The organism is Stenotrophomonas sp. YJH_SMC_131 (assembly GCF_059367975.1).
The window spans coordinates 678,535-705,174 of record NZ_JCAFRJ010000001.1 but is presented as its reverse complement, the minus strand read 5'-3'; the positions used below and the strand labels follow the sequence as shown (position 1 = coordinate 705,174).

General features: G+C 68.6%; 25 protein-coding genes. 14 read left to right on the top strand and 11 right to left on the bottom strand.

Annotation, left to right across the window (positions count from 1 at the left end; all coding sequences use genetic code 11):
- Positions 1 to 28 precede the first annotated feature (28 nt).
- The 4 genes from AC5P56_RS03230 to AC5P56_RS03215 all read left to right on the top strand — a co-directional run bounded on the left by AC5P56_RS03230 (position 29) and on the right by AC5P56_RS03215 (position 5,515).
- Positions 29 to 718: a glutathione binding-like protein gene (locus tag AC5P56_RS03230; protein WP_014648797.1), complete on the top strand. Its 690-nt coding sequence runs from the start codon at positions 29 to 31 to the stop codon at positions 716 to 718.
- A 163-nt stretch (positions 719 to 881) separates the two neighbouring features.
- Positions 882 to 3,107 carry a S9 family peptidase gene (locus tag AC5P56_RS03225; protein ID WP_329768103.1) on the top strand — a complete coding sequence of 742 codons (2,226 nt, stop codon included), beginning with the start codon at positions 882 to 884 and terminating at the stop codon, positions 3,105 to 3,107.
- A 25-nt stretch (positions 3,108 to 3,132) separates the two neighbouring features.
- Positions 3,133 to 3,648, top strand: coding sequence for a cytochrome c oxidase assembly factor Coa1 family protein (locus tag AC5P56_RS03220; RefSeq protein WP_049442038.1), 516 nt, complete (start codon positions 3,133 to 3,135; stop codon positions 3,646 to 3,648).
- Between the two features lie 67 nt (positions 3,649 to 3,715).
- On the top strand, positions 3,716 to 5,515 hold the full coding sequence (locus tag AC5P56_RS03215) for a DUF885 domain-containing protein (RefSeq protein ID WP_046433089.1): 1,800 nt from the start codon (positions 3,716 to 3,718) through the stop codon (positions 5,513 to 5,515).
- A gap of 105 nt (positions 5,516 to 5,620) precedes the next feature.
- Here the strand turns inward: AC5P56_RS03215 and AC5P56_RS03210 are convergent, their stop codons facing one another.
- Complete coding sequence (locus tag AC5P56_RS03210) at positions 5,621 to 6,079, bottom strand: hypothetical protein (RefSeq protein WP_005420187.1); 459 nt, start codon at positions 6,077 to 6,079, stop codon at positions 5,621 to 5,623.
- A 186-nt stretch (positions 6,080 to 6,265) separates the two neighbouring features.
- Here AC5P56_RS03210 and AC5P56_RS03205 point away from each other — a divergent pair, with 186 nt between their 5' ends.
- The 4 genes from AC5P56_RS03205 to AC5P56_RS03190 all read left to right on the top strand — a co-directional run bounded on the left by AC5P56_RS03205 (position 6,266) and on the right by AC5P56_RS03190 (position 8,866).
- Positions 6,266 to 6,514 (top strand): hypothetical protein, encoded by a 249-nt coding sequence (locus tag AC5P56_RS03205; RefSeq protein ID WP_005420185.1) that lies wholly within the window; start codon positions 6,266 to 6,268, stop codon positions 6,512 to 6,514.
- A 123-nt stretch (positions 6,515 to 6,637) separates the two neighbouring features.
- A complete protein-coding gene (locus AC5P56_RS03200; protein WP_014038878.1) occupies positions 6,638 to 7,555 on the top strand; it encodes a bestrophin family protein in 918 nt (305 codons plus the stop codon).
- Between the two features lie 19 nt (positions 7,556 to 7,574).
- Positions 7,575 to 8,564 (top strand): porphobilinogen synthase, encoded by a 990-nt coding sequence (gene hemB / locus AC5P56_RS03195; RefSeq protein ID WP_014648793.1) that lies wholly within the window; start codon positions 7,575 to 7,577, stop codon positions 8,562 to 8,564.
- 32 nt (positions 8,565 to 8,596) lie between these two features.
- Positions 8,597 to 8,866 carry a gas vesicle protein GvpG gene (locus tag AC5P56_RS03190; RefSeq protein WP_014648792.1) on the top strand — a complete coding sequence of 90 codons (270 nt, stop codon included), beginning with the start codon at positions 8,597 to 8,599 and terminating at the stop codon, positions 8,864 to 8,866.
- 31 nt (positions 8,867 to 8,897) lie between these two features.
- Here the strand turns inward: AC5P56_RS03190 and AC5P56_RS03185 are convergent, their stop codons facing one another.
- The gene (locus AC5P56_RS03185; RefSeq protein WP_014648791.1) at positions 8,898 to 9,761 is read right to left on the bottom strand and encodes a TolB family protein; all 864 of its coding nucleotides are present in this window, start codon (positions 9,759 to 9,761) and stop codon (positions 8,898 to 8,900) included.
- A gap of 48 nt (positions 9,762 to 9,809) precedes the next feature.
- Between AC5P56_RS03185 and aroE the strand changes: the two genes are divergently transcribed.
- From aroE to dinG, 3 genes are all read left to right on the top strand, one after another.
- Positions 9,810 to 10,655, top strand: coding sequence for a shikimate dehydrogenase (aroE, locus tag AC5P56_RS03180; protein WP_014648790.1), 846 nt, complete (start codon positions 9,810 to 9,812; stop codon positions 10,653 to 10,655).
- Positions 10,656 to 10,658: 3 nt separating this feature from the next.
- Entirely contained in the window at positions 10,659 to 11,012 is a 354-nt protein-coding gene (locus tag AC5P56_RS03175; RefSeq protein WP_014648789.1) for a hypothetical protein, read from the top strand.
- A 167-nt stretch (positions 11,013 to 11,179) separates the two neighbouring features.
- On the top strand, positions 11,180 to 13,282 hold the full coding sequence (gene dinG, locus AC5P56_RS03170; protein ID WP_014648788.1) for an ATP-dependent DNA helicase DinG: 2,103 nt from the start codon (positions 11,180 to 11,182) through the stop codon (positions 13,280 to 13,282).
- Positions 13,283 to 13,387: 105 nt separating this feature from the next.
- Here dinG and ilvD read toward each other — a convergent pair whose 3' ends face one another.
- Complete coding sequence (gene ilvD, locus AC5P56_RS03165) at positions 13,388 to 15,226, bottom strand: dihydroxy-acid dehydratase (RefSeq protein ID WP_032959069.1); 1,839 nt, start codon at positions 15,224 to 15,226, stop codon at positions 13,388 to 13,390.
- A 409-nt stretch (positions 15,227 to 15,635) separates the two neighbouring features.
- Here ilvD and AC5P56_RS03160 point away from each other — a divergent pair, with 409 nt between their 5' ends.
- The 3 genes from AC5P56_RS03160 to AC5P56_RS03150 all read left to right on the top strand — a co-directional run bounded on the left by AC5P56_RS03160 (position 15,636) and on the right by AC5P56_RS03150 (position 18,044).
- On the top strand, positions 15,636 to 16,208 hold the full coding sequence (locus AC5P56_RS03160; protein WP_005420172.1) for a DUF1190 domain-containing protein: 573 nt from the start codon (positions 15,636 to 15,638) through the stop codon (positions 16,206 to 16,208).
- A 7-nt stretch (positions 16,209 to 16,215) separates the two neighbouring features.
- Positions 16,216 to 17,394: a glutathionylspermidine synthase family protein gene (locus AC5P56_RS03155; protein ID WP_032957032.1), complete on the top strand. Its 1,179-nt coding sequence runs from the start codon at positions 16,216 to 16,218 to the stop codon at positions 17,392 to 17,394.
- A gap of 230 nt (positions 17,395 to 17,624) precedes the next feature.
- Positions 17,625 to 18,044 (top strand): hypothetical protein, encoded by a 420-nt coding sequence (locus AC5P56_RS03150; RefSeq protein WP_329856827.1) that lies wholly within the window; start codon positions 17,625 to 17,627, stop codon positions 18,042 to 18,044.
- A 104-nt stretch (positions 18,045 to 18,148) separates the two neighbouring features.
- Here the strand turns inward: AC5P56_RS03150 and AC5P56_RS03145 are convergent, their stop codons facing one another.
- From AC5P56_RS03145 to AC5P56_RS03110, 8 genes are all read right to left on the bottom strand, one after another.
- Positions 18,149 to 19,447 (bottom strand): DUF58 domain-containing protein, encoded by a 1,299-nt coding sequence (locus tag AC5P56_RS03145; protein ID WP_014648783.1) that lies wholly within the window; start codon positions 19,445 to 19,447, stop codon positions 18,149 to 18,151.
- Complete coding sequence (locus AC5P56_RS03140; RefSeq protein ID WP_014648782.1) at positions 19,444 to 20,430, bottom strand: AAA family ATPase; 987 nt, start codon at positions 20,428 to 20,430, stop codon at positions 19,444 to 19,446. The genes AC5P56_RS03145 and AC5P56_RS03140 overlap by 4 nt, the downstream gene beginning before the upstream one ends.
- Entirely contained in the window at positions 20,427 to 21,611 is a 1,185-nt protein-coding gene (locus tag AC5P56_RS03135) for a DUF4350 domain-containing protein (protein WP_032957038.1), read from the bottom strand. Before AC5P56_RS03135 ends, AC5P56_RS03140 begins: the two co-directional genes overlap by 4 nt.
- On the bottom strand, positions 21,608 to 23,224 hold the full coding sequence (locus tag AC5P56_RS03130; RefSeq protein WP_288495375.1) for a DUF4129 domain-containing protein: 1,617 nt from the start codon (positions 23,222 to 23,224) through the stop codon (positions 21,608 to 21,610). The genes AC5P56_RS03135 and AC5P56_RS03130 overlap by 4 nt, the downstream gene beginning before the upstream one ends.
- Positions 23,214 to 24,206 carry a stage II sporulation protein M gene (locus AC5P56_RS03125; RefSeq protein WP_014648779.1) on the bottom strand — a complete coding sequence of 331 codons (993 nt, stop codon included), beginning with the start codon at positions 24,204 to 24,206 and terminating at the stop codon, positions 23,214 to 23,216. The genes AC5P56_RS03130 and AC5P56_RS03125 overlap by 11 nt, the downstream gene beginning before the upstream one ends.
- Entirely contained in the window at positions 24,203 to 24,892 is a 690-nt protein-coding gene (locus AC5P56_RS03120) for an RDD family protein (RefSeq protein WP_049404933.1), read from the bottom strand. The genes AC5P56_RS03125 and AC5P56_RS03120 overlap by 4 nt, the downstream gene beginning before the upstream one ends.
- Before the next feature lie 123 nt (positions 24,893 to 25,015).
- Positions 25,016 to 25,546 (bottom strand): gamma carbonic anhydrase family protein, encoded by a 531-nt coding sequence (locus AC5P56_RS03115; protein WP_014038860.1) that lies wholly within the window; start codon positions 25,544 to 25,546, stop codon positions 25,016 to 25,018.
- Between the two features lie 141 nt (positions 25,547 to 25,687).
- Positions 25,688 to 26,509, bottom strand: coding sequence for a nucleotidyltransferase domain-containing protein (locus tag AC5P56_RS03110; RefSeq protein WP_495231458.1), 822 nt, complete (start codon positions 26,507 to 26,509; stop codon positions 25,688 to 25,690).
- Between the last annotated feature and the right edge of the window lie 131 nt (positions 26,510 to 26,640).

Genomic DNA, 26,640 nt, shown 5'->3' with positions numbered 1-26,640 from the left:
GTTCCTTTCCGCACCCCGAGCCGACGCCATGATCGACCTGTATTACTGGCCCACCCCGAACGGCCACAAAGTGACCCTGCTGTTGGAGGAAGCCGGCCTGGAGTACCGCATCCACCCGGTCAACATCGGCTCGGGTGACCAGTTCAAGCCAGAGTTCCTGGCCATCTCGCCCAACAACAAGATGCCGGCCATCGTCGACCACGCCCCGGCCGATGGCGGTGCCCCGCAGAGCGTGTTCGAGTCCGGTGCGATCCTGCTGTACCTGGCCGAGAAGACCGGCCGCTTCCTGCCCAGCGACCCGCGCGGCCGCGTGACCACCTTGGAATGGCTGTTCTGGCAGATGGCCGGGCTGGGCCCGATGAGTGGCCAGATGGGCCACTTCAACGTGTACGCACCAGAAAAAATTCCCTATGCCATCGAGCGCTACGACAACGAAGTGCGCCGCCTGCACGGGGTGATGGACAAGCGCCTGGCCCAGCACGCCTTCCTGGCCGGCGACGAGTACACCATCGCCGACATGGCCAGCTACCCGTGGATCGGCGCCTACGACAAGCTGCCGGTGGACTTCGCCGCGTTCCCGAACCTCAAGCGCTGGCACGAGGCCATCGCCGCGCGCCCGGCCACCCAGCGCGCCTATGCGCTGCGCCAGCAGGTGAACCCGAACGCCGGCAAGCCGCTCAGCGACGAAGAGCGCAAGCACCTGTTCGGCCAGCGCTGACCCGCCGCGGGGTCGGATCCCTTTGCAACGCAAAGGGCCCTGACCCCAGCACCGCAGCATGGGCAGAAGGTCATGCTGCCTTCCTGCACGGGCTTGGTTAGGATGGGGGAACGACCGCCCCGCGCCCGCCGCCGGGCGGACCTGCCGTTTGCCGGGATCCTCCATGCGCCACCTGTTCGCTTCGCTTGCCCTCATGCTCGCCACCAGTACCGCCGCCCACGCCGAAAAGCTGACCCTGGAGGCCATCACCGGCCCGCTGCCGCTGTCCGGCCCGACCCTGATGAAGCCCAAGGTGGCGCCGGACGGTTCGCAGGTCAGTTTCCTGCGCGGCAAGGACAGCGATCGCAACCAGCTGGATCTGTGGACCTACGACATCGGCAGTGGCCAGACCCGGTTGCTGGTTGATTCCAAGGTGGTGCTGCCCGGCACCGAGACCCTCAGCGATGAGGAAAAGGCGCGCCGCGAGCGCCAGCGCATCGCCGCGATGACCGGCATCGTCGATTACCAGTGGTCGCCGGACGCACAGCGCCTGCTGTTCCCGTTGGGCGGCGAGCTGTACCTGTACGACCTCAAGCAGCAGGGGGCGGCGGCCGTGCGCCAGCTGACCCACGGTGAGGGCTTCGCCACCGACGCCAAGCTGTCGCCCAAGGGCGGCTTCGTCAGCTTCATCCGCGGCCGCAACCTGTGGGTGATCGACCTGGCCAGTGGAAAGCAGCTGCAGCTGACCCGCGACGGCAGCACCACCATCGGCAACGGCGTGGCCGAGTTCGTCGCCGATGAAGAGATGGACCGCCACACCGGTTACTGGTGGGCACCGGACGATTCGGCCATCGCGTTCGCGCGCATCGACGAGGCACCGGTGCCGGTGCAGAAGCGCTACGAGGTCTACGCCGACCGCACCGATGTGATCGAACAGCGTTACCCGGCTGCCGGTGACGCCAACGTGCGCGTGCAGCTGGGCGTGATCGCACCGGCCGCCGAGGCGCAGCCGCGCTGGATCGACCTGGGCAAGGAACAGGACATCTACCTGGCCCGCGTCGATTGGCGCGATGCGCAGCACCTGAGCTTCCAGCGCCAGTCGCGCGACCAGAAGCAGCTGGACCTGGTGGAAGTGGCACTCGACTCCAACCGCCAGCGCGTACTCGCCCACGAGACCAGCCCGACCTGGGTACCGCTGCACAACAGCCTGCGCTTCCTTGAAGACGGCAGCGTGCTGTGGTCGTCCGAGCGCACCGGCTTCCAGCACCTGTACCGCATCGACAGCAACGGCAAGACCACCGCGCTGACCCACGGCAACTGGCCGGTGGACGAGCTGCTGGCGGTGGATGAGACGGCCGGCAAGGCCTACTTCCGCGCCGGCATCGAAAGCCCGCGCGAAAGCCAGATCTACGCGGTATCGCTGCAGGGCGGCGAGCCGCAGCGCCTGTCGAAGGCGCCGGGCATGCACAGCGCCACGTTCGCCCGCAATGCCAGCGTCTATGTCGACAGCTGGTCCAACAGCACCACGCCGCCGCAGATCGAGCTGTTCCGCGCCAACGGCGAGAAGATCGCCACACTGGTGGAAAACAACCTGGCCGATCCCAAGCACCCGTATGCGCGCTACCGCGACGCGCAGCGCCCGGTCGAGTTCGGCACGCTCACCGCCGCCGACGGCAAGACGCCACTGCACTACAGCCTGATCAAGCCGGCCGGCTTCGATCCGTCCAGGCGCTACCCGGTGGCGGTGTATGTCTATGGCGGCCCGGCCAGCCAGACCGTCACCGACAGCTGGCCCGGCCGTGGCGACCATCTGTTCAACCAGTACCTGGCCCAGCAGGGCTACGTCGTGTTCTCGCTGGACAACCGCGGCACCCCGCGCCGTGGCCGCGACTTCGGTGGTGCGCTGTACGGGAAGCAGGGCACGGTGGAAGTGACCGACCAGCTGCACGGCGTGGCCTGGCTCAAGCAGCAGCCGTGGGTGGACCCGGCGCGCATCGGCGTGCAGGGCTGGTCCAACGGCGGTTACATGACCCTGATGCTGCTGGCCAAGGCGTCGAACCAGTACGCCTGCGGCGTGGCCGGTGCCCCGGTCACCGACTGGGGCCTGTACGACAGCCATTACACCGAGCGCTACATGGACCTGCCGGCGCGCAACGACGCCGGTTACCGTGAAGCGCGCGTGCTGACCCACATCGATGGGCTGCGCTCGCCGTTGCTGCTGATCCACGGCATGGCGGACGACAACGTGCTGTTCACCAATTCGACCAGCTTGATGAGCGCGCTGCAGAAGCGCGGTCAGCCGTTCGAGCTGATGACCTACCCGGGTGCCAAGCATGGCCTGTCCGGCGCCGATGCCCTGCATCGCTACCGTGTGGCCGAAGCCTTCCTGGGGCGCTGCCTGAAGCCTTGAAACACAGACGGGAAGGAGCCCGCCGATGACACTGCCGCCGCCGATTCCCACCCACGGCCCGAAGCCCGCCGGCTGGTGGTCCCGCCACTGGCGCTGGGCGATGCCCGTGGCCGTGCTGCTGGTGCTGGCCGGGGCCGGTGGCACGGTGGCCTGGAGCGTGCTGCGCTGGAGTGAGGCGGCACGCGAGAGCCCACCGATGCGCGAGGCGATGCGTCGCGCCGGCTGCAGCATCGAACTGGTGGAAGCCTTCGGCGAGCCGCTGCGTGCCGAATCGATGCCGCTGGGCAGCATGCAGACCGCGCTCAACGGCCAGCGCGATGTCGGCCTGACCGTGGCCCTGGAAGGCCCCCGCGCACACGGCCGGTTGTTCGTGAAGGGCACCCGCAGTGACGACGTGTGGGACTACCCGGTGATGTACGTGCTGGGCGAGAACAAGCAGACCTTCGACCTGACTGCGCTGGATGACGATGAGGCCGCGCAGGAATGCGAACTGCAGGCCTGCCGCGAACGCGGCGAATGCCCGCTGACCGCAGCGTTGTGACCTCCGGCCGATTGTCGCCACCGCGCTGAGCGCGTAGGGTGCGGGCAACCCTGTCCTGGAGTGCACCATGAAGCCGATCGCGTTGGCCGTTGCCCTGGCCCTGACCGCCGCCCCGCTGCTGTCCGCACCGCCGGCGCTGGCGGCACCCGCCGCCAAGGCCGCCACACCGGCCAGCCCGGCCTGGGTCGCCCGCAGCAACGCACTGGCGCAGATCCTGCTCGATGCGCAGGGCCCGTTCCAGCCGGAAGAAACCGGCTTCTTCGGCGTGCCCGGCTACGACGACAAAGTGGCCGACCTCGGCGCGGACAACGGCAAGCGCTACCGCGCCGCGATGGCCAAGGCCCGCGACGAACTGAAGGCGAAGCTGGCCACCGAGCAGGATCCCAACGTCCGCCAGGACCTGGAGATCATGATCCACGCCGCCAACCAGAACATCGAAGGCAGTGAGCTCAACGAGAAGTACCTGCTGCCGTGGAGTGACGCGCCGCAGACGGTGTTCAGCGGCCTCAACCTGCTGCTGTCCGACCAGGTGCCGGCCGAGCGCCGGGCCAAGGCGATCGACCGCCTCAAGGCTTACGCCGGCCTGCAGCCGGGCGGCACCGCGTTCACCACGCTGGCCCGCCAGCGCTACGAAGAGCGCTTGAAGGACAGCAGCCTGTTGCAGCCGACGAAGATCGAAGTGCAGCAGTCGCTGGACAACGTCGAGACCTACATCAGCGGCATCGAGTCGCTGCTGAAGAAGTACCAGATCGCCGGCGCCGATGAAGCGATGAAGGCCCTGGCCGGGCAGATGAAGGACTACGCCAGCTGGACGCGCTCGACCGTGCTGCCGAAGGCGCGCACCGACGCACGGCTGCCGGCGCCGCTGTACGCCTACCAGCTCAAGCAGGTCGGCATCGACATCGACCCGAAGCTGCTGATGCAGCGTGCGCAGCTGGAGTTCATGGAAACCCGCTCGGCGATGCAGCAGCTGGCGCCGCTGGTGGTGAAGGAGAAGGGCCTGAAGGTGGCCGACCCGAGCGACCCGGTGGCGGTGATCCGCGCGCTGAAGGCCGACAAGATCGCCGACGACCATCTGGAAGGCCACTACCGCAAGGTGATCGACGCGATCGATCCGCTGATCCGCGAGCACGCCATCGTCGACGTGCCCAAGCGCGCCATGCAGATGCGCCTGGGTTCGGCCGCCGAGAGCGCGGCCAGCCCGGCCCCGCATTTCCTGCCTGCGCCGCTGGTCAACAACACCGGGCAGCAGGGCACCTTCGTGCTGCCGCTGGGCAACCCGGCCGCGGGCCCGGGCGCACAGTACGACGACTTCAACTTCGGTGCGGCGGCGTGGACGCTGAGTGCGCATGAAGGCCGCCCCGGCCACGAGCTGCAGTTCACCGCGATGGTCGAGCGCGGCGTGTCGCTGGCACGCACCATGTTCGCGTTCAATTCGGTGAACGTGGAAGGCTGGGCGCTGTATGCCGAGGCCGAGATGGTGCCGTACGAGCCGCTGGACGGGCAGATGATCGCCCTGCAGTTCCGCCTGCTGCGCGCCGCACGCGCGATGCTCGACCCGATGCTCAACCTCGGCCTGACCGACCGCGCCAACGGCGAGCGCGTGCTGATGGAGCAGGTCGGCCTGTCCAAGGCGATGGCCACCCAGGAACTGGACCGCTACATGGTGCGCATGCCGGGCCAGGCCGGCAGCTACTTCTACGGCTACACCCGTATCCTGGAACTGCGCATGCAGACCGAGCTGGCACTGGGTGCGAAGTTCGACCGCCTGGCGTTCAACAACTTCCTGCTCGACCAGGGCCTGCTGCCGCCGGACCAGCTGGCCGACGCGGTGAACAAGGTGTTCGTGCCGAAGTACAAGCGCTGAACACCCCCCGGTAGTGCCGGCCGCTGGCCGGCATTCCCCTGACGTCGGGAGGATTTCTGAGGTTGCCGACCAGCGGCCGGCACTACCCGCGGTGATGCTGCCGCGTCACCGCTGCGGGGTGATCACCTGCGTCGGCAGTCGTGCCGGGGGTTCCGGGTTCGGCACCCAGATCGCCACGCCGGCGGCGCGCTTCTGCGTGGTCGGAATACCGATGCCGACGCCACCGCCGACATGCGAGCCGAACGTGCCGGCACCCACCGACATGCCCACCGGTGAGCCGCTGCTGCCCACGCCCATCAGCACCACGCCATTGGCGCCCAGCGCTGCGGCCTCGCGCTTCAGGCGCGCCACCGCTGCATCGGTCTGGCCCTGCGTGCCGAAGCCCACGGCAGACGCCGATTCCAGCTGGGCGATTTCCTGGGAGCCGGCCGGCGGCGTCGAATAGATCTGCACCAGTGCCGGATCGATCGGCGCGCGGGCGCGCCCCAGCATGACCTTGGAGGTGCTGGCACAGCCAGCGGCGACCAGCAGGATGGCCGCCAACGCGGCCCAACGGATGTTCATGGCACGACCCCTGTAGGACTGGTTGCGATCATCGGCGGGCCACTCTGAATCGGCGCCAACACCCGGCCCAGAGCAGGCACGGCGGCACGCTAGCACGGTGCCGGTGACAGCCCCGCCAACGGCAGTAGGCGGCGACGGCGGGAACGACTATGGTGCACAGACAGGAACCAACGGCGGGAGAGTGGAATGGGCGTGATCAGTCTGTTGTGGGGCGTACTGGCGCTGTTGTGGATGATCCTGGCGCTGATTCCGCTGCTGGGCTGGGGCAACTGGTTCCTGATCCCGTTCGCCGCCGTGGGCGCGGTGATCGCCGCGCTGGGCATCCTGTTCACCCACCCGACCAAGCGCGGCCGGGCCTGGGCCGGGCTGGTGCTGAACGGCATCGTGGTGGTGGTCGGCATCCTGCGCCTGGGCCTGGGGGGCGGCGTGATCTGAGCCGCATCGCCGGGTGCGACAGGGCGTCGCAGGTACACGGCCGCGGGCCGGGCAGGGGCGTACAATGAACGGCTGCGCGAGCCCCCCGCGTGCCTGTGAATCCGCGCCCGGCGCGGCTGCCCCATGATCATCCGACCCCGTCCCCACGGCTGGCAACTGCTGTACATCCTGCGCGGCTCGATCGTAAAAGCGATCGCGCCGAAGGTGCTGGCCATCCTGATCCTGTCCATCGCGGTGGCCGCGGTGGTGGAGCTGGCGCCGCCGACCGGCATCGAGCGCGTTTCCGTCACGCCGTTCACGCTGCTCGGCCTGGTGCTGTCGATCTTCCTCAGTTTCCGCAACAGCGCCTGCTACGACCGCTGGTGGGAAGGCCGCAAGCTGTGGGGCCAGCTGGTCTACGAATCGCGTTCGCTGGCCCGCCAGGTGAACCTGCTGCTGGCCGATGACGCCGGTCGCCGCCGCCGCATCGCCTACCTCACTACGGCTTTTGCCCATGCGCTGGCCGCGCGCCTGCGCGGGCGCATCGTGGCCCTGGCGGCGTTGCCGTGGCTGGACAAGCCGCAGCGCGAGCAGCTGGGCCAGCGCGAGAACGTGCCCGACGCATTGCTGTCGATGATCGCTGCCGAGCTGGCCCAGGCCCTGCGCGCCGGCGAACTCGACCCGATCCTCTACACCCAGCTGGAAGAGCGCCTGCACGCGATGTCGTCGATCCAGGCCGGCTGCGAGCGCATCCTCACCACGCCGCTGCCGTTCGCCTACACCCTGCTGCTGCATCGCTGCGCATGGATGTTCTGCGTGCTGCTGCCGTTCGGCCTGGCCAGCTCGCTGGGCTGGGGCACGCCGGTGCTGTCGGCGGTGCTGGCCTACGCCTTCTTCGGCCTGGACCAGCTGGGCGAAGAAATGGAAGACCCGTTCGGCCTGGAGCCGAACGACCTGCCGCTGGACGCGCTGGTGCGCACGATCGAGATCGACCAGCTCGACGCGCTCGGCGAACGCCCGTTGCCCGAACCCCTGCTGCCGCAGGGCTACCTGTTGCAATAGCCACTCCTCGGAGCCTGCCATGTCCCACCCGCTTTACCGCCCGCGCCGCATGCGCCACGACGAGTTCTCGCGCCGCCTGATGCGCGAGAACACGCTGACCACCGACGACCTGATCTACCCGGTGTTCGTGCACGAACGGGCGGGCCGCACCGCAGTGCCGTCGATGCCGGGCGTGGAGCGGCTGTCGATCGAAGAGCTGCTGAAGGTGGCCGAAGAAGCGCTGGAACTGGGCATTCCAGTGATCGACCTGTTCCCGGTGATCGACCCGTCGCTGAAGTCGCTGGACGCGTCGGCGGCGTGGGCCGAGGACGGCCTGGCGCAGCGTGCGATCCGCGCGCTGAAGTCGCGCTTCCCGGAACTGGGAGTGATGACCGACGTGGCGCTGGACCCGTACACCACCCACGGCCAGGACGGCATCATCGACGACAAGGGTTACGTGCTCAACGACATCACTGTCGAAGCGCTGGTCAAGCAGTCGCTGTCGCACGCCGAGGCCGGTGTGGACATCGTCTCGCCGTCGGACATGATGGACGGCCGCATCGGCGCGATCCGCCGTGCGCTGGATGCCGACAACCACATCAACGTGCGCATCATGGCCTACTCGGCCAAGTACGCCTCGGCGTTCTACGGCCCGTTCCGTGATGCGGTGGGCAGCGCGGCCAGCCTCGGCAAGGCCGACAAGAAGACCTACCAGATGGACCCGGCCAACGGCGACGAGGCCCTGCGCGAGATCGCGCTGGACCTGGAAGAGGGCGCCGACATGGTGATGGTCAAGCCGGGCATGCCGTACCTGGACCTGGTGCGCCGGGTGAAGGAGACATTCGGAGTGCCGACCTTCGCCTATCAGGTGAGTGGCGAGTACGCGATGATGAAGGCCGCCTTCGCCAACGGCTGGCTGGACGAACGCGCCTGCGTGCTGGAGTCGCTGCTGGGTTTCAAGCGGGCCGGCGCCGATGGTGTGCTGACCTATTTCGCGCCGCAGGTGGCGCGATGGCTGCGCGAGCGCTGACAATAGCGCCACGATAGACGGAGGACTGCGCGATGGGACCCGAACTGGGATGGGTGCAATGGCTGATCTGGGGCACCGGTACGCTGGTGTTCGGCGCCATCATCGTCGCTGTCTTCATCGCCGCCTGGCGGGCCGGCAAGCGCCCGCCGGAACAGCTCTCCGCTGCCCGCCACGTGGCCCGTGAGCAGGCGCTGCCGGAGACCGTGCAGGCCGAGCTGGCCGCGTTGAACCAGCGCAAGGACAACGGCCAGCTGAGCGAGATGGAGTACGAGCAGCTGCGCGCCAAGGTGTTGTCGCGCTGACGGGGCGTTTCAATCCATGCATGGCGTGGATCTACCGCGCGCACCCGGCCACCGCCGCCACCTTCGGCACCGCCAACCGGTACACGTCCACGCCACCGGCACGCGGCGCCTTCGCTGCACTGCTGGCCACCATCATCTCGCCCGGCTTGGCGTTGTCGACCACCGGCGCACCGGTCCAGCCGCCGGCCTGGTTGAACGACAGCCCCAGCGGCTGCAGCGCTACACCGCTCCACGCACAGCCGCTGCTCCAGACCTGCGCGGTACTGCCATTGCCGCGGCTGAACACCACGGCGCCGTCCTGGCCCAGCCAGTCGCCGTCGGTCTCGTCGTCGGCGCTGTTCAACGCGCTCAGTGCGCTGGCCGGGCCGCGCAGGCCCTGCGCATCCAGCGTCGCCACGAACAGGTCCCAGCCGGCGCCACGGCCCTGCTGGCGGGCAAACAACAGCTGCTTGCCGTCCGCGCTCAGGGCCGGCCCGCGCTCTTCCCGGCGCCCGCCGTCACCGGCCAGCGGCTGCGCCGGGCCCAGCCGGCCGTCGGCGGCCAACGCGGCGCGGTACAGCGCCAGCGCGCCCTCGCGGCCGGCCGCGAACAGCAGCCAGCGGCCGTCACGGCTGAAGTAGGGATCGCGGGCTTCACCGGCCACGCCTACCGGCAGTACCTGTGCCTGCTGCCAGCGACCGTCCACCACGCGCGCCTCCCACAGGCCCCAGCCGGCCTCGCCGCGGCGGGCGAAGACGATGCGCTGGCCATCGGCGCTGATCGTGGCGCGACCTTCGTCGGCGCGGGTCGAGACCACGCCCATGCCTTCGATGCCGTACTCGTTCAACGCCATCGCCACGGGGGCAGAGAGTAGACTGGCGGCGAGCACCAGCAGGGGCGGGGTGATGCGCATCATCCGGTTCCGTGCACGAAAGAGCATCAGTCTAGCCAGCTTGAGGATTCCATGACCGACCGTTACGCCGTCTTCGGACACCCCGTTGCCCACTCGAAGTCGCCGCAGATCCACGCGACGTTCGGTCGCCAGGAAGGCATCGCCATCGACTACCGCGCGATCGACCTGGCCCCGGATGCGTTCCTGGCCGGACTGGAGGCCTTCGCCGCCGAGGACGGTGTCGGCGCCAACGTCACCCTGCCGCACAAGGAAGCCGCGTTCTCGGTGTGCACCACGCTGACCGCGCGCGCGCGCCGCGCCGGCTCGGTCAACACACTGCTGCGCAAGGGCGACCGCTGGCACGGCGACACCACCGATGGCATCGGCCTGGTGCGCGACCTGACCGACCGCCACGGCCTGGACCTGCGCGGTCGCCGCGTGCTGATGATCGGCGCCGGTGGCTCGGCGCGCAGCGTCGCCCCGGCGCTGCTCGATGCCGGCATCACCGAACTGGTGGTGGTCAACCGCACGCCGGAGCGCGCCGACGAACTGATCGACGCGATGGGCGAGCCCGGCCGTGCGATCAGCCGCTACTGGGAAGACCTGCGCGACCTCGGCGACTTCGAACTGATCGTCAATGCCACCTCGGCTGGCCGCGACCGCGACGTCGAGTTCAAGCTGCCGCTGTCGCTGGTCAATTCGATGACCACTGCCGTCGACCTGAACTACGGCGAGGCGGCCATCGCCTTCCTGGCCTGGGCCCGTGCGGCGCAGTGCCGCAATACCGTCGACGGCCTGGGCATGCTGGTCGAGCAGGCCGCCGAGAGCTTCCTGCAGTGGCACGGCGTGCGCCCGCAGACCGGCGAGGTCTACCAGTCGCTGCGCCAGGGCTCGGCCGTGCTGGCCGGCGAGGACTGACCGATGGACAGCACAACCCTGATGGTGACCGTGCTGAGCATGGTCGGCGTGCGCCTGCCTGTGCTGATCGCGCTGTGCGTCGGCCTGGTCTGGGTGGTCGGTGCGCCGCGCGATGCCACCCGCACCGGCGCGCTGGTCGGCCTGCTGCTGTTGCTGCTGTCCAGCCTGGGTGGCCTGGCGGCGGGCATGCTGCCGATGTGGCTGGTCAGCAGCGGCAACTTCAGCGCCATCTCGGGCATGAGCGCCATCTTCGGCGTGGTGCACTTCGCGCTGGCGATGGTCGAGGCCATTGGCGTGGTGCTGCTGGTGTGGGCGCTGGTGCGCCTGCTGCGTAGCCGTCCCGCCCCGGTCGCCTGAGCGCTGGCGCCGGGCCACGCCCGGCGTGTTTCGCCCCTGTGCGGCGCGGGCTTCGGACCGTGCGCGCCGGCGGGCGTCGTCGCTGGCTCGTTCAGGGTGCCAGCAACAGTGAACGCGGCCGGCCATGCGACAATGACCGGCCTGATCCAGCTACGGTAGTTCCCGGCGTGACCGAAACCGTCGCCGCTCCGCGCACGCTCGATGACACCTTGAAGGACGCGATCCGCAAGGCGTACACGACGCTGCAGGCCAACACCCCCGGCTTCTCCACCCGTCGCTCGCAGAGCCAGATGATCGGCGTGGTGTCGCGCGCGCTGTCGAAAAGCGGTGGCGTCGGCGTGGTCGAGGCGCCGACCGGCGTCGGCAAGAGCCTGGGCTACCTCACCGCAGGCGTGCCGATCGCGCTGGCCACCAAGAAGAAGCTGGTGATCAGCACCGGCACCGTGGCGCTGCAGTCGCAGCTGGTCGAGCGCGATATCCCGAATTTCCTGAAGGCCACCGGCCTGGAAGCGACCGTGGCGCTGGCCAAGGGACGCACCCGCTACCTGTGCACGCGCAATGCCGCCGAGGCGCAGGGCGAGGGCTCGCAGGGCGGCATGTTCGAGGATGACGCGCCACTGTTCGACCGGCCGCTGGCGCCGATCGAGATGGACATCGCCAAACGCCTGACCGACGCCTTCACCAGCGGCAGCTGGGATGGCGATATCGACAATGCGCCGGAGACCATCAGTCCCGGCCTGCGCAGCCGCATCACCACGCCGGCCTCGGGTTGTGCCGGGCGACGCTGCGCCTATTCGGCGCAGTGCGCGGTGTTGCGCTCGCGCAATACGGTGCGCGACGCACAGATCGTGGTCACCAACCACGCGCTGCTGCTGTCGGCGCTGTCGATCGGTGACAGCGACAACGGCCAGCCGTTGATCGCGCCACCCTCGGACATGCTGCTGGTGCTGGACGAAGGCCATCACATCGGCAACGTGGCGATCGACCAGGGCGCGGCCAGCCTCGCGCTGGACGAGATGGCCAAGCGCACCGGCCGCCTGCAGATCCTGATCGCCGGTGCGTACCGCGCGGTCGACAAGGACCGGCTGGGCAACCTGCTGCCCAACGAAGCGATCGAAGTCGCCAGCAACGTGGCCAAGCAGCTGCGCGCGTTCCGTGATCACATCGAGCGGGTGTGGATGCCGGCGCCGGCGGACGAAGAGCCGATGTGGCGCGCGGCCAATGGACGCCTGCCCGAGGCCTGGCGCGAGCCGATCGAGGCACTGGCCGACGATACCCGCAGCCTCTACAACTGGGCGCATGCGGCCACCACGCAGGTGGCCAAGGGCAAGCCGGACGATGCCGCGCGCGAGCGCCTGCAGCGCAACCTGGGCATGGCGCTGGAGATGATCGAGCAGCAGTACAACCTGTGGCAGGCGTGGCGCCGCGAAGACAAGGACGGCGCGCCGCCGATGGCGCGCTGGGTGACTGCCACCCGCGATGGCGACCTGGTGCTGCACGGTTCGCCGGTGTCGGCCGCGCACGTGCTGCGCAAGCTGCTGTGGGATGAAGTGGACTCGGTGGTGATGACCTCGGCGACGCTGACCGGCGGTGGCGACTTCCAGTCGCTGGCGATCGACAACGGCATTCCGGAAGAGGCCGAGATGGTCTCGCTGTCGTCGCCGTTCGACCTGCCCAACCAGGCCGAACTGATCGTGCCGAAGTTCCCGGTCACGCCGGACGACCGCGAAGGCCACCCGCGCGAAGTGGCGCGCTACCTGGACACCGAACTGGACTGGGCCAAGGGCTCGATGGTGCTGTTCACCTCGCGCTGGAAGATGGAGAAGGTGGCCGGGCTGATGCCGGCCGCGCGCCGCAAGCAGGTGCTGGTGCAGGGCGAGATGTCCAAGACCCGGCTGATCGAGGAACACCTGCGGCGTGTCGAGGCAGGCGAGGGCTCGGTGCTGTTCGGCCTGAACTCGTTCGGCGAGGGCCTCGACCTGCCCGGCGAGGCCTGCACCACGGTGGTGATCACCCAGGTGCCGTTCGCCGTGCCGACCGACCCGCAGACCGCCACCCTCAGCGAGTGGTTCGAGGGACGCGGGCTCAACGCGTTCAACCTGATCGCCATTCCGCATGCGCTGCGCACGCTGACCCAGTTCGCCGGCCGCCTGATCCGCACCTCCACCGACACCGGCCGCGTGGTCATTCTTGATTCGCGGCTGCTGACCCGCCGCTACGGCAAGCGCATCATCGACGCGCTGCCCCCGTTCAAGCGCGTGATCGGCTGAAAAAAGGGGACGGAGGGGATTAAGTCGTTTGAGGCACAAACGACTTAATCCCCTCCGTCCCCTTTTCCCAGATGGCGGCCAGCGGCCGGCACTACCGGATCGGCATCAATCGCCGAGCAGGGCGGTGTTGCGTACGGCGCCCTTGTCGGCGCTGGTGGCCAGCAGGGCGTAGGCCTTCAACGCGCTGGTAACCTTGCGCGGGCGTGGCGCGCGCGGTTTCCAGCCACGCGCGTCGGCGTCGGCGCGGCGCTGGGCCAGCGTGGCCTCATCCAGCAGCAGGTCGATGCGGCGGGCCGGGATGTCGATGCGGATGCGGTCGCCGTTCTCCACCAGACCGATGACACCGCCGCTGGCGGCTTCCGGCGAGACGTGGCCGATCGACAGGCCCGAGGTGCCGCCGGAGAAACGGCCATCGGTGAGCAGCGCGCACTGCTTGCCCAGTCCCTTCGACTTCAGGTAGCTGGTCGGGTAGAGCATTTCCTGCATGCCGGGGCCGCCCTTCGGCCCTTCGTAGCGGATCACCACTACCTCACCCGGTTGCACCTCGTCGGCGAGGATGCCGGCGACGGCCGCGTCCTGGCTTTCATAGACACGCGCGGGGCCTTCGAACACGTGGATCGATTCGTCCACGCCGGCGGTTTTCACCACGCAGCCATCCACGGCCAGATTGCCACGCAGCACGGCGAGGCCGCCTTCCAGTGAGTACGCATGCTGCAGCGAGCGGATGCAGCCCTCGGCGCGGTCCATGTCCAGGGTCGGCCAGCGCGTGGCCTGGCTGAAGGCCTCCTGGGTGGGGATGCCGGCCGGGCCGGCCTTGAAGAAGGCATGCAGGGTGTCGTTGTCACTGCGCACCACGTCCCAGCGTTCCAGCGCGTCGGCCAGGCTGGCGCTGTGCACGGTCGGCACCGTGGTATCGAGCAGGCCGGCGCGGTCCAGCTCACCGAGGATGCCGAACACGCCGCCGGCGCGGTGCACATCCTCGATGTGGTACTTCGGCGTGTTCGGCGCCACCTTGCACAGCTGCGGCACGCGCCGCGACAGCGCGTCGATGTGGGTCAGGTCGAAGTCGACCTCCGCCTCCTGTGCTGCGGCCAGCAGATGCAGGATGGTATTGGTGGAGCCGCCCATGGCGATGTCCAGGGTCATCGCATTGGCGAACGCGGCCTGGGTGGCGATGCCGCGCGGCAGTGCGCTGGGGTCTTCGCCGCCATACCAGCGATGGCAGAGTTCGACGATCAGGCGGCCGGCGCGGCGGAACAGCGCCTCACGGTCGGCGTGGGTGGCCAGCGTGGTGCCGTTGCCGGGCAGCGACAGGCCCAGCGCCTCGGTCAGGCAGTTCATCGAGTTGGCGGTGAACATGCCCGAGCAGGAACCGCAGGTGGGGCAGGCGCTGCGCTCGAACGCGGCGACTTTCTCGTCGGAGGCGCTGTCATCGGCGGCCACCACCATCGCATCGACCAGGTCCAGCTTGTGCTCGGACAGCCTGGTCTTGCCCGCTTCCATCGGCCCGCCGGAGACGAACACCACCGGGATGTTCAGGCGCAGCGCGGCCATCAGCATGCCGGGGGTGATCTTGTCGCAGTTGCTGATGCACACCAGCGCGTCGGCGCAGTGCGCGTTGACCATGTACTCCACGGCGTCGGCGATGATCTCGCGGCTGGGCAGCGAATACAGCATGCCGTCGTGGCCCATCGCGATGCCGTCGTCCACGGCGATGGTGTTGAATTCCTTGGCGACGCCGCCGACCTGTTCGATCTCGCGCGCGACCAGCTGGCCGAGGTCCTTCAGGTGCACGTGGCCGGGCACGAACTGGGTGAAGGAGTTGGCGATGGCGATGATCGGCTTGTGGAAGTCGCCGTCCTTCATGCCGGTGGCGCGCCAAAGGGCGCGGGCGCCGGCCATGTTGCGACCGGCGGTGGAGGTGCGGGAACGGTATTCGGGCATGGCGGGCGGAACGGGCGGGCCGTACGACGTGGGGGTCAGCCGATCATGGCCAATTTTTTCGGTTGCTGCTGCAACCACCTTCACCGCTTGCAGCGGCTTGGCGGTCCGCGCATTTCCCCTTATCCCCGCGCCTTCGGCGCGCCCCCCTTGAACAACAAGGGGGCTTCTTGACGGAGACTTGGCTGCGCGCGCCGGGCATGACCGGGCGCCGCGGGATGTGTGCCAACCAAGGTTGGCACCTACCAGAGCGGTGCGTCGCCTGGGGTCGGATCCCATCGCGGCGCGATGGGCTCTGACCCCAATGCCGACGAAAATGAAAGTCCGTTCATCTTTCGCACTTTGCCGATTCCGGTTGCTGGCCCGGATTTGGCATCATTGGGGCATTGATCCGTCGACAGGGCATGAGGCCATGAAACGTTCCCGCACCACCGCGCTGCTGCTGATGAGCGCCGCGCCGCTGCTGTTCACCGCCTGCCAGAAGGAGCCGGAGGTGAAGGTGCAGGAAGGCCTGTATACCTCGGTGGAGGCCTGCACCGAGGCCACCGGCGATCCGTCGTCGTGCCGCAATGCGTTCGCTGAAGCGCAGAAGCAGGCCGCCGATGCGGCGCCGAAGTACGCCAGCAAGGAAGCCTGCGAGAAGGACTACAAGCCGGAACAGTGCGTGCAGCAGCACACCTCGGCCGGTACCTCGTTCATCGGCCCGATGATGATGGGCTTCTTCATGTCGCAGATGCTGAGCAACCGCGGCGGCCTCGCCCCGCAGGCGCCGGCGTCGGCACCGGCTTACCAGGACAAGAATGCGGGTTGGGCGCGCCCGGCACCGGGCGGCACCGGTGGCCTGAACACCGCCAGCGGCATCGGTGCTGGCAAGGCCGGCCTGGCCCCGGTCACCAGCGAGCCGAACCGTGCGGTCACTGCCAGCCGTGGTGGCTTCGGCAACACCAGCGCACGCCGCAGCACCAGCGGCAGCTACGGCGGCTGATCAACCCATGCAGCGCATCCGGATTGCCGAGCGTGCCCAGTGGCGGGCGCGCGCGGAAGAGGCGGGTTTCCGCTTCCACACCATCGACGGCCAGCCGTACTGGGATGAACGCGCGTATTACGCCTTCACCCTGCGCCAGATCGAACAGGACATCGAAGACCCCAGCGCCGAGCTGCACCAGATGGCGCTGGATCTGGTCGGTGATGTCATCGGCAGCGAACGCTTGATGGACCAGCTGGCGATTCCGTCGCACTACCGCGACTGGATCGCCGACAGCTGGCGCCAGCGCCAGCCGCACCTCTATGGCCGCCTGGACCTGGCCTACGACGGTACCGGCCCGGCCAAGCTGTACGAATTGAACTACGACACGCCGACCTCGCTGTTCGAAGCCAGCTTCTTCCAGTGGCAGTGGCTGGAAGACCAGCGCAATGCCGGCCGCCTGCCGCAGCATGCCGACCAGTTCAACGCCATCCACGAAGCGCTGGTCGAGCGTTTCGGCGACCTCGCCACACAGCTGCCGCCGCCGCTGTACTTCAGCGCGGTCGGCAGTTCGGAGGAAGACCGCGGCACGGTCGAGTACCTGCGCGACTGTGCGTCGCAGGCCGGCCTGCATGGCCAGGCCATCGCCATCGAGGACATTGGCCTGTCCGAGGACGGACGCTTCACCGCGCTGGACGATTCGGTGATCGGCACGCTGTTCAAGCTGTATCCGCTGGAAGACCTGATGGCCGAGGAATTCGGCCGCGCGCTGCCCGGTTCGGGCGTGCAGCTGCTGGAACCGGCCTGGAAGGCGGTGCTGAGCAACAAGGGCATCCTGCCGCTGCTGTGGCAGCGCAACGTGGGCCATCCGAACCTGCTGGAAGCGCATTTCGATGACGGCAGCACGCTGGCGTCGGGCTGGGTACGCAAACCACTGTTCTCGCGCGAAGGCGCCAACATCGAGATGCACCTGGCCGATGGCAGCACCCAACGCAGCGACGGTCCCTACGACGGCCCGGCGATCATCCAGCGTGCGCATCCTCTCACCCGCTTCGAAGGCGGCTATCCGCTGATCGGCAGCTGGGTGATCGGTGACCATGCCTGCGGCATCGGCATCCGCGAGGATGACAGCGCGATCACCCGCGACAGTGCGCGCTTCGTGCCGCACGCGATCGTCGACGAGGCGCCGACGCGGATCTACGTCTGATGACGGTGCGGCGCCCCCAAGGTCGACGAGGACGAGTGACGCCGGTGGCAGGGCGACATTTTGATGATGGTCGTGGTCTTCGGTCGTTCTCCGACCGGGTCGCGGTGCGCTGCCATCGTTGTGATACGCCTGGCTGGGTGGTTACCAGCAAGATTTGCTGCAGGACGTCAGCACGGTTCCGCTGCACCGGTTGCAGTGCGTCCCTGGATGGCTCGGATTGGGTCGGTGCGATGCGCATGCAGGGACATCGACCGTGCGGCTACTGTGGTCATCAATGGCTGTGCGTCAATCGGCACATTGCATCGGGTATACCCGCACCGACCACTTTTCCTGCTCGCTGTGAGCAGTGTGGACGAACCAGTGATGTTTCGGTCACGGCTTCCCCGCTGCGCGAAGCAGAGGCTGCTGATCCGCATTTCGGACTGCCGTTGCGCTTGGTCGAACCGACTCGCGCAGGCTTGCTCTGGGCCTACAACGCCGAGCACCTTCAGGCATTGCATGACTATGCGGTATCGACGCTGCGCGAGCGCGGCGCTGTACACAATGGATCCATGTTTTCGCGCCTGCCGCAGTGGATGAAGCTGGCCCGCAACCGGGTGTTGCTGCAGCGTGCGGTGGAGCGGTTGCAGCGGCGGTTGTTGCAGGGGTAGTGCCGGCCGCTGGCCGGCAACCGGTTTTGGTAGATGTCGACCTTGGTCGGCGCTGTGGGTTTCGTGCCAACCAAGGTTGGCACCTACCAGAGCGATCGCGGGTATCAGAGCAGCCCTTCGCGCTTCACCGCCAGATAGCGTTCCACCAGCGCGCCGGGCAGGGCATCGGCGGTCACGTCCAGCACCATCACCTTTTCGCTGCGCAGGGCCTCATGCGCCTTCGCGCGTTGCTGCAGGTACAGCGCGGCGGCACCGGCCTGGGTGGCGTCTTCCAGTGTCTGCACCTCGCCCTCCAGTGCGCCGTCCAGCTCGCGTTCGCGCAGGCTGGCCACGCACACCAGGTGGCGCCGCTGCAGCAGGCGCACTGCCGCCAGCAGGTCTTCGATGTCCTCATCACGCACGTTGCTGACCAGCATCACCAGCGCACGCCGGCGCTGGCGCAGCGACACCTCGGTGGCGGCGGCCAGGTAATCGGTGGCCACCGCGCGTGGCTGCAGGTCGTAGCTGGCGCGCAGCAGGTGCTCGACCGTACCCATGCCGCGCTGCGGCGCCACCCAGCGGCGTTCGCCCCCGGCAGCGTACAGGCCGGCAGCGTCGCCCTGGCGCAGCGCCAGGTAAGCCACCACCAGCGAGGCGTTCAAGGCATGGTCGAAGTGCGAGAGCCCGCCTTCGCTGGCCAGCATGCGCCGGCCACTGTCCAGCATCAGCAGCAGCTGCTGGTTCTTCTCGTCCTGGTATTCGCGCGAGATCAGCTTGCGCGCACGCGCGGTGGCCTTCCAGTCGAGCTGGCGCAGGCTGTCGCCGATGCGGTACTCGCGCATCTGGTGGAAATCGGTGCCTTCGCCACGGCGGCGCTTCACGTGCGCACCAACCAGCCGCGAGGCCTGGTCGGCACTGAACAATGCGAAGCGGGTGAGCGGCACGAAGTTCGGATAGACCCGCACCTCCAGCGCCGGCGGCAGCGTGCGTTGCTGCCACCACAGGCGCCACGGCGAACGCATGCGCAGGTGCACCCCCTCGAAGCGGAAGTGCCCACGCTGCAGCGGCTGCAGGTGGTAGTGCAGGGTGGACGCCGTACCGGCCTGCAGGCGCACGCGCTGCGGCAGCGCTTCCAGCGGCCAGCCGCCGGGCACCAGGTCGAACACCTGCACCGTCATCGATTGCTCGGCCTGCAGGCGCAGCGCCGCCTCGCGGCGCACGCCCAGCGCCAGCGCTTCGGGCAGCTCGCGCTGTACCTGCGGCGACGGACGCCGCGACTGCCGCCACAGATCCCACAAGGCGGGCAGCGCGATGACGACGGCTGCCAGCGCCCAGCTCCAGCGCGGCAGCCACCCGCCCAGCACCAGGCCGCCCAGGGCAGCCCAGGCCAGCAGCAGCGCCAGCAGCAGCGGGGCCGGTCTCATCGGCGCGGTGCTTCCACCTTGGCCAGCAGCGCGCCCAGCACGTCGTCGGCGTCCTGGCCTTCGATCTGCAGCTCCGGGGCCAGTGCAATGCGGTGGCGCAGCGCCGGGCGCGCAATGTCGCGCACGTCGTCCGGCGTGACGAAGTCACGGCCGGCCAGCACCGCCTGCGCGCGCGAGGCACGCACCAGCGCGATGCTGCCGCGGGGGCCAGCGCCGACCGCGATGCCCGGCCACTGCCTCGTGGCCGCCACAATCCGCACCGCGTAGTCGATCACTTCGTCATCGACGGTGATCGCCGCGGTCGCGCGCTGCAGTTCCAGAAGCTCGCCGGCCCCCAATACACGCGGCACCTGGCTCAGGTCGAAATCGCTGGCGGCACGGCCACTGGTGATCGCGGTCACCATGCGCTTCTCGTCCTCCAGCTGCGGGTAGTCGATCAGCACCTTCAGCAGGAAGCGGTCCAGCTGTGCTTCCGGCAACGGGTAGGTGCCTTCCTGTTCCAGCGGGTTCTGCGTAGCCAGCGCCATGAACGGCGGCGCCAGGGTGAAGGCCTTGCCTTCGATGGTCACCTGACCTTCCTGCATCACTTCCAGCAGGGCCGACTGGGTCTTGGCCGGGGCACGGTTGATCTCGTCGGCCAGCAGCAGGTTGGTGAACACCGGGCCGCGACGGATCTTGAAGCTCTCGCTCTTCGGGTCGTACACCGCGTGGCCACTGACGTCGCTGGGCATCAGGTCGGGGGTGAACTGCACGCGCCCGTAGTCCAGCTCCAGGGCCTGTGCCAGTGCACGCACCAGCAGGGTCTTGCCCAGACCGGGCACGCCTTCGATCAGCACGTGGCCACCGGCCAGCAGCGCCACCAGGATCTGGTCCAGTACATCGGCCTGGCCGATGAAGGCGTGTCCAACGGCGGTGCGGATGGCATCGACGCGTTCGATCAGGCGGGCGTTGGCGGCCGCCGGCAGCTCGGGGACTTCGGTCATAGCAGGGATCTCATCTGGAGCAGCAAGCGGATGCGCTCGCGCAGGGCGGAGGAATCGTGCGGTGGCGGGGGCGTGAGCGCGCTGGCAACACGGCCTTGCGGCCATTTCAGCAGCTCGGCGATGGCCTGATCGCGCGGCGCACCGTCCAGTGCAGCGGCTACCGGTGCGCGCAGGCGCAGGCGATGCAGGAACAGGGCGAACACGGCGTCGTACAGGCGCGTGCCGTGGCCGAAGCGCAGCAGCAGCTCGCCACTGGCACGCACGTGCTCCAGCAGCGAGCGGCGTTCCAGCACCGGCGACGGCAGCAGGCTGCCGAAGCGCTGCGAGCGAGCCCACAACCAGCCCAGCAGGGCCAGCAGCAGCGGCGCCCACAGCGGCCAGCCCTGGTAGAACAGGCGCGCCCACAGTGACGGCGGGCGGCTGGCATAGACCAGCCAGAACGCTCCCTTGCCGTAATTCGGGTCGAGCAGGTAACGGGTCAGGTCGCGGTGCGAGAGATCGTGCAGGCCATCACTGGCCTTGCCTGCGGCCGACGCCAGGCGTGCCGCCGGCGAATCCACCTCGCCGCGCATGAATTCCATGTCGGCCAGCACGCTCACCTTGCCCTGGCCATGGTGCAGGCGTGCGAACACCAGGCTGTGCTCGTTGCCCCAGCGCCGTTCGGCCCGCGCATTGGCGGCAAAGCCCAGCGTGAAGCGACGACCACCGCAGAACTCGACGTGGCTGGGATCATCGATGACGTGGAATGGCTGGCAGTCGCTCTGCTGATACAGGCTGTCCACGCCCAGCTGGTCCAGCAGGGGCCCCTGCGTGCTGCTGGCGTCGTCCTCGGCGGGCGGCGGCGTACGCACCAGCAGATGGCCACCACCATCAACCCAGGCCAGCAGGGCCCTGGCCGCCGGTGCCGGCAGTTCGCTGCTGTCCTGCAGCAGCACCACCGTATCGTGCGGGCCCAGCGCCATCTGCTGCAGGTCCAGCCGCGGCCGCGAGTGCACCTCGATGCCATCGGCACGCAGGGCCTGGCCCAGCACGTACAGCGGGTTGTAGCCAGCTTCGCCCTGCGGCGGCAGCTGCACGGTCTCGGTCACGCGTTCGTGCGTGCGCAGGTAGAGGATCGTCAGCGGCACGCCGAACAGCACCAGCGCGCCCAGCAGCAGCGACCAGAACAGGCGCGGACTCATGCCAGCCACCTGTACTGCCGGCGCAGGGTATCGGCCAATGCATCGAAATCGGCGCGGCTGGGCAGGCGGCCACCGTAGGCGGCGTACTGCCACATGCGCACGATGCGCGCGAACAGGTCACGGTCGGTGGCATCGGGCATGCGCCGCGACGCGCGCAGGCATTGCGCTTCGGTAGCACCGGGCGGAAGCGCGATGCCGCTGCGCTCGCCCACCGTGCGCACGCTGGCGCGGTACAGCAGGGCCAGCGCCTGCCGCGGCCGCCCCTGGTCCCACAGCAGGCCGGCCTGGGTGGCCACGTCCGGCGGCAGCACGACCGGCAGTTCCACCGGTTCTTCCACTACCTGCGGTGTGGCCTCGGCCTTGCGCCGGCCACTGCCGCGCAGCCACGGCAGCCACAGCCGTGCGGTCAGCAGCAGCACCAGCAGCAGGACGCCCAGCAGGCCCCACAGGCCCCACTCGGCCAGGCGTGCCAGCCAGGCGATGCCGTCCTTGCGCGTTTTGCGTTCACCCTTGCTGTTGGTGTCACGCTGCAGCTGCTTGTCTTCCTTCTTTTTTTCCTCGGCCTGCTCGATCGGCTTCCAGCGCGTGACCTGGCGGGTCGGGCGCTGCAGCGGATCTTCATAGGCGCGGTTCACCGCCTGGCGGAAGCCGGCGGTGTCCACTGGCGCTGCACCGAAGATCATGGCCGGTGCATTGGCCGGATCGTTCGCCGCAGTGGCCGGTTCCTCCGCGCTGTCCTCGTCCTCTCCGGCATCGTCTGCCTGTTCTGCGGCCGTCTGCGCGTCCTGCGCATGCACTGGCGCGTAGGCCAGCGGCAGGGCAAGGCACAGCAGCAGCGCCAGCGTGGATGCCGCCGGCAGCAGCCGCTCGCGCAGGCGGCGCAGGGCGATCTCCACGTCCCACGCTTCCATCTGCGTGCGCCGGTTCAAGTACAGGCCGAAGCCGGCGCCGACGTAGAACGGACCGATCAGCACCGAGGCCAGCCAGCACGCCAGGTTGAAGCCCGCCCGCGCCCAGGCGGGTGTGTCCTGGCCGATCATGTCCCACGCGGCACGCCATGATTCGGACATCAGCTCCAGCGGCATGAACATGAACACCGCGCCGATCGCACCGGACACCAGCACCGCTTCAAACGCCATGCAGGCCACGGTCAGCACGGCGGCGGCACCCGCCGCACCAGCGGCCACGGCACGGCGGCGTGCACCGCGCTGGGCCGGCGCATTGCCCTCCAGCAGGTTCACCGGCATGCACAGGCTGCGCAGCACGCTGAAACGGCGCCAGCCCAGGTAGCCCCAGAAACCTGCATTGCCCCAGCTGCGTTGCGCGCGCAGGGCCGCCAGCGTACCGACCGGCTCGCCGAAGATGCCACGCGACAGCACGTACAGCGGCGCCCGTTCGAACAGCGGCTTGCACCACCACATTGCCAGCCACGCCCAGCCGAATGCATCCAGCCACCAGCCCAGCGCGTTGAAGACCACGAACAGCGGCGCACTGGCCAGCAGCCAGCTGCCCCATACCGCGCGTGCGTGGCGGCGCGACAGGGCACTGCCCAGCTCCATTGCTTCCCAGCCGCTGCGCGCGCGCAGCACCACGTCCAGGTGGTCAATGCGCATGGCCGCCTCCGCGTCCGCCGCGCCACAGCCACAGCAGCACGCCGGCCCACAGCATGCCGGCCACGCTGAACTTGCCCCACGCCGGCACGTCGGCAATCGACGACCAGAAGGCTTCGATGAACGCGGCCACCAGCAGCATGAACGCCACGCCCAGGCACAGGCGCGCACCGATGCGGCCGCCCTCGACCAGTGCATCCAGGCGGCTGCGCCGGCCGGGTGCCAGCAGTTTCATGCCCAGCTGCAGACCGGCACCGCCGGCGATCACGATCGCGGTCAGCTCGAAGGCACCATGGCCTGCGACGAAGCGCCAGAACGGATCACCATGGCCGATGTGCTGCAGGTGGCCCGCCACCGAACCGATGATCACGCCGTTGAACAGCAGCACCAGCAGCGTGCCCAGGCCGGCCAGCAGGCCGCTGGCGAAGGTACGCAGGGCGATGCTGATGTTGTTGAGGATGTAGTGGCCGAACATCATCCAGTCGGTGCCGCTGTCGCGTCCCAGGCGCTCGGCGGCCGGATCGTACATGCGCTCCATCTCGGCGATCTGGCGGTTGTCCATCACCATGTGGATCAGGTCCGGATAGACCTGCACCAGCACGAAGCAGGCCAGCGCCGGCAGCGCGAACATCGCCAGCGCCACCCACATGCTGCGCGCCTGGCTGCGCACCAGCAACGGGAAGTCGGCCACCAGGAATTCCAGCGCACCGCGCCAGCGCGTCGGCGGCGTGCGGTACAGCACGCTGTGGCCCTGCTGCATCAACTGCTGCAGGCGCTGCACCAGCTGCGGGCTGTAGCCGCGCTCGCGGGCCAGCGCCAGCTGCTGGCACAGGCGCCGGTAGCGCTGCGGGAAGGCGGTATCGTCCAGCGCGAGCGCGCTGGCCTTGCGCCGCGTGCGGCGCGAAGCACCGGCGCGCAGCAGCAGCCAGTGTTCCAGGTCCTGCCATTCCTGCTGGTAGCGGGCGACGAACTGTTCCTGCTTCATCGCCGCCCCAGCAGCCAGTTGGCCATGGCATACAGGCGCAGCACGCCGACCTGGCCGTGGGTGCCGGTCAGTGGCTCGGCAATGCCGGCCAGTTCCTGCTGGCGTGCCGCCGACAGCCGCGGCGCGCGCTCGGCGAAGGCCATCAGCGCCGCCTGTTCTTCCGGTCGCAGCGGCTGCGGCGGGGCCAGCACGCTGTCGATGGTGGGCGGAGGCGGCAGGTACAGCACCGGTGCATGCACCACCACGGTACCGGCCACCAGGTCGCCGAGGCGGCGGCCGTGGGAATCGAACAGGCTGCTGATCAGGCCCAGTGCATAGCCGAACGGCAGCATGTCCACGGTGCGCAGCAGGTTGCGGGTGATGGCGGCCATCCAGCCCACCGGCGCGCCATCGCGCGCGAGCACGCGCAGGCCCAGTGCGCGCTTGCCCAGGGTGCGGCCCCACCGCGCTTCGCAGACGATCGGGTAGGCCCAGTAGACCAGGAACATCAGCACCAGGCCGAGCCCGGAGCCGAACGAATCCAGCAGTGCCAGCGGAATCGACATCAGCACCAGCACCGCGATGCGCACGCCCAGATCGATCAGCCAGGCCATCGCCCGTGGCACCGGGCCGGCCGCCGGCAACTGCAGCGGCACACCCTCCGGCGTCACCACCTCGCGGTAGGTATCGAGCATCGGTGCGGCCATCAGTGCGATGGCCTTCGTTGTGGGCGGCGGAGTCCTCTCCGGCAGGCAGCCACAGGCATGGGGGTCTCGACAGGTCCTGGTCGGGCCCAGACTTTAGCAGAGCCGCATGGCGGCGTTGGCCGTTCAGCCCAGGTATTCGTCCTTCAGCCGCACGTAGTGGTCGGCCGAATAGTGCAGCGACTCGATCTCCTTGTCGCTCAGCGTGCGCGCCGGGCGGGCCGGGTTGCCCACCCAGAGCTCACCTTCACCGACCACCTTGCCCGGGCCGACCACCGCTCCGGCACCGACGAAGCCATGGCGTTCCACACGGGCGCCATCGAGGATGCAGGCGCCCATGCCGATCAGGCTGTAATCACCGATGGTGCAGGCGTGGATGATGCAGCCATGGCCGACGGTCACGCCTTCGCCGATCAGGGTCGGGTAGCCGGCCTTGTTGTACGGGCTGTGGTGGCTGACGTGGATGATGGTGCCGTCCTGCACATTGGTGCGCGCACCGATGCGGACGTAATTGACGTCGCCGCGGATGATCGTACCCGGCCACACTGATACGTCCTCGGCCAGTTCCACGTCACCGATGAGGGTGCAGGCCGGATCGATGTACACGCGCTCGCCGAGGACGGGCATCTTGTCGCGGAAGGGGCGCAGCGGGTTCATCGGTGTCTCCGGAAATCAGGGCGTTCACCGCGATGATACCTGCGTGGTAGTGCCGGCCGCTGGCCGGCAACGTCATGGGCGTACCTGGAATTCTGCGGTTGCCGGCCAGCGGCCGGCACTACCCGAGTCAGGTGCAGCCGCTCAGATCGGCGCGTGCTCGGCCAGCATCTGCCGGAACAGCTCATCCAGCCATGCCGCATCACCGTGTCCAGCGGGCAGCTGCGGCGCCTGCGCAGTCCGGATGGCCAGTTCACGATCGATGAAATCGCTGATCGCCGCGATGCGTGGTCCGGCACTGACCTCGGCACTGGCGCGTTTAACGGCCAGCAGGGCATCGATGGCTTCACGCACCGGGCCGTGCGTCAGCAGCCGGTCCAGCAGGTCCTCGAAGGCCATCGGCGGGGGGGTCTGTTCGTGCTCGATCCACTGGCAGGCCAGCAGTGGGCGCAGCACGTACAGGTACTTCTTCTTGCGTACCGTTTCGCCACGCAGGTAACCGCGATGGTTCGAGCGCGCCATGTTGAAGTAGTGCCACCACGTGCCCAGTGGTGAATAGAACGACTCAGCTGCCTTCCAAAGCTGCGACACTGCGGTGTGATCCTGCTGGTAGATGATCGGCGAGCGCAGCCATTCAATCAGTGTCGGATTGGATTTTGAAACCAGGCGCAATGCCTTGCGCAGGTCCCAGCCGCTGACATCGAGCTCATCGTCGATCGGCAGTTCGATCACGTCCCGCTGCGCATCGCCGGGGCCGGTGCTCTCGTTGACGGTGAGATACCACGGCTGGCGATGCACGTAGATGAAGCGTGCATCGTAGTCGCTGTCCGGCGAAGAGAAGCCCCAACCACGGCTGCCGGACTCGCACGCCAGCAGAACGCGCACGTCGTGTCGCCGTTCGATGTCGGCGAGGCTGGAAAGAATGGCGGCGCGCTTGCCCGGCGCGATCGGGTGGATGTCGTCCATGCAGTCGTGATCCGTTGATGTCGAGCGTGCTCGACTGTAGCGCAGTTGCGCACGGGTAGTGCCGGCCGCTGGCCGGCAACCTCAATGGACGCACCTGGAATTCTGCGGTTGCCGGCCAGCGGCCGGCACTA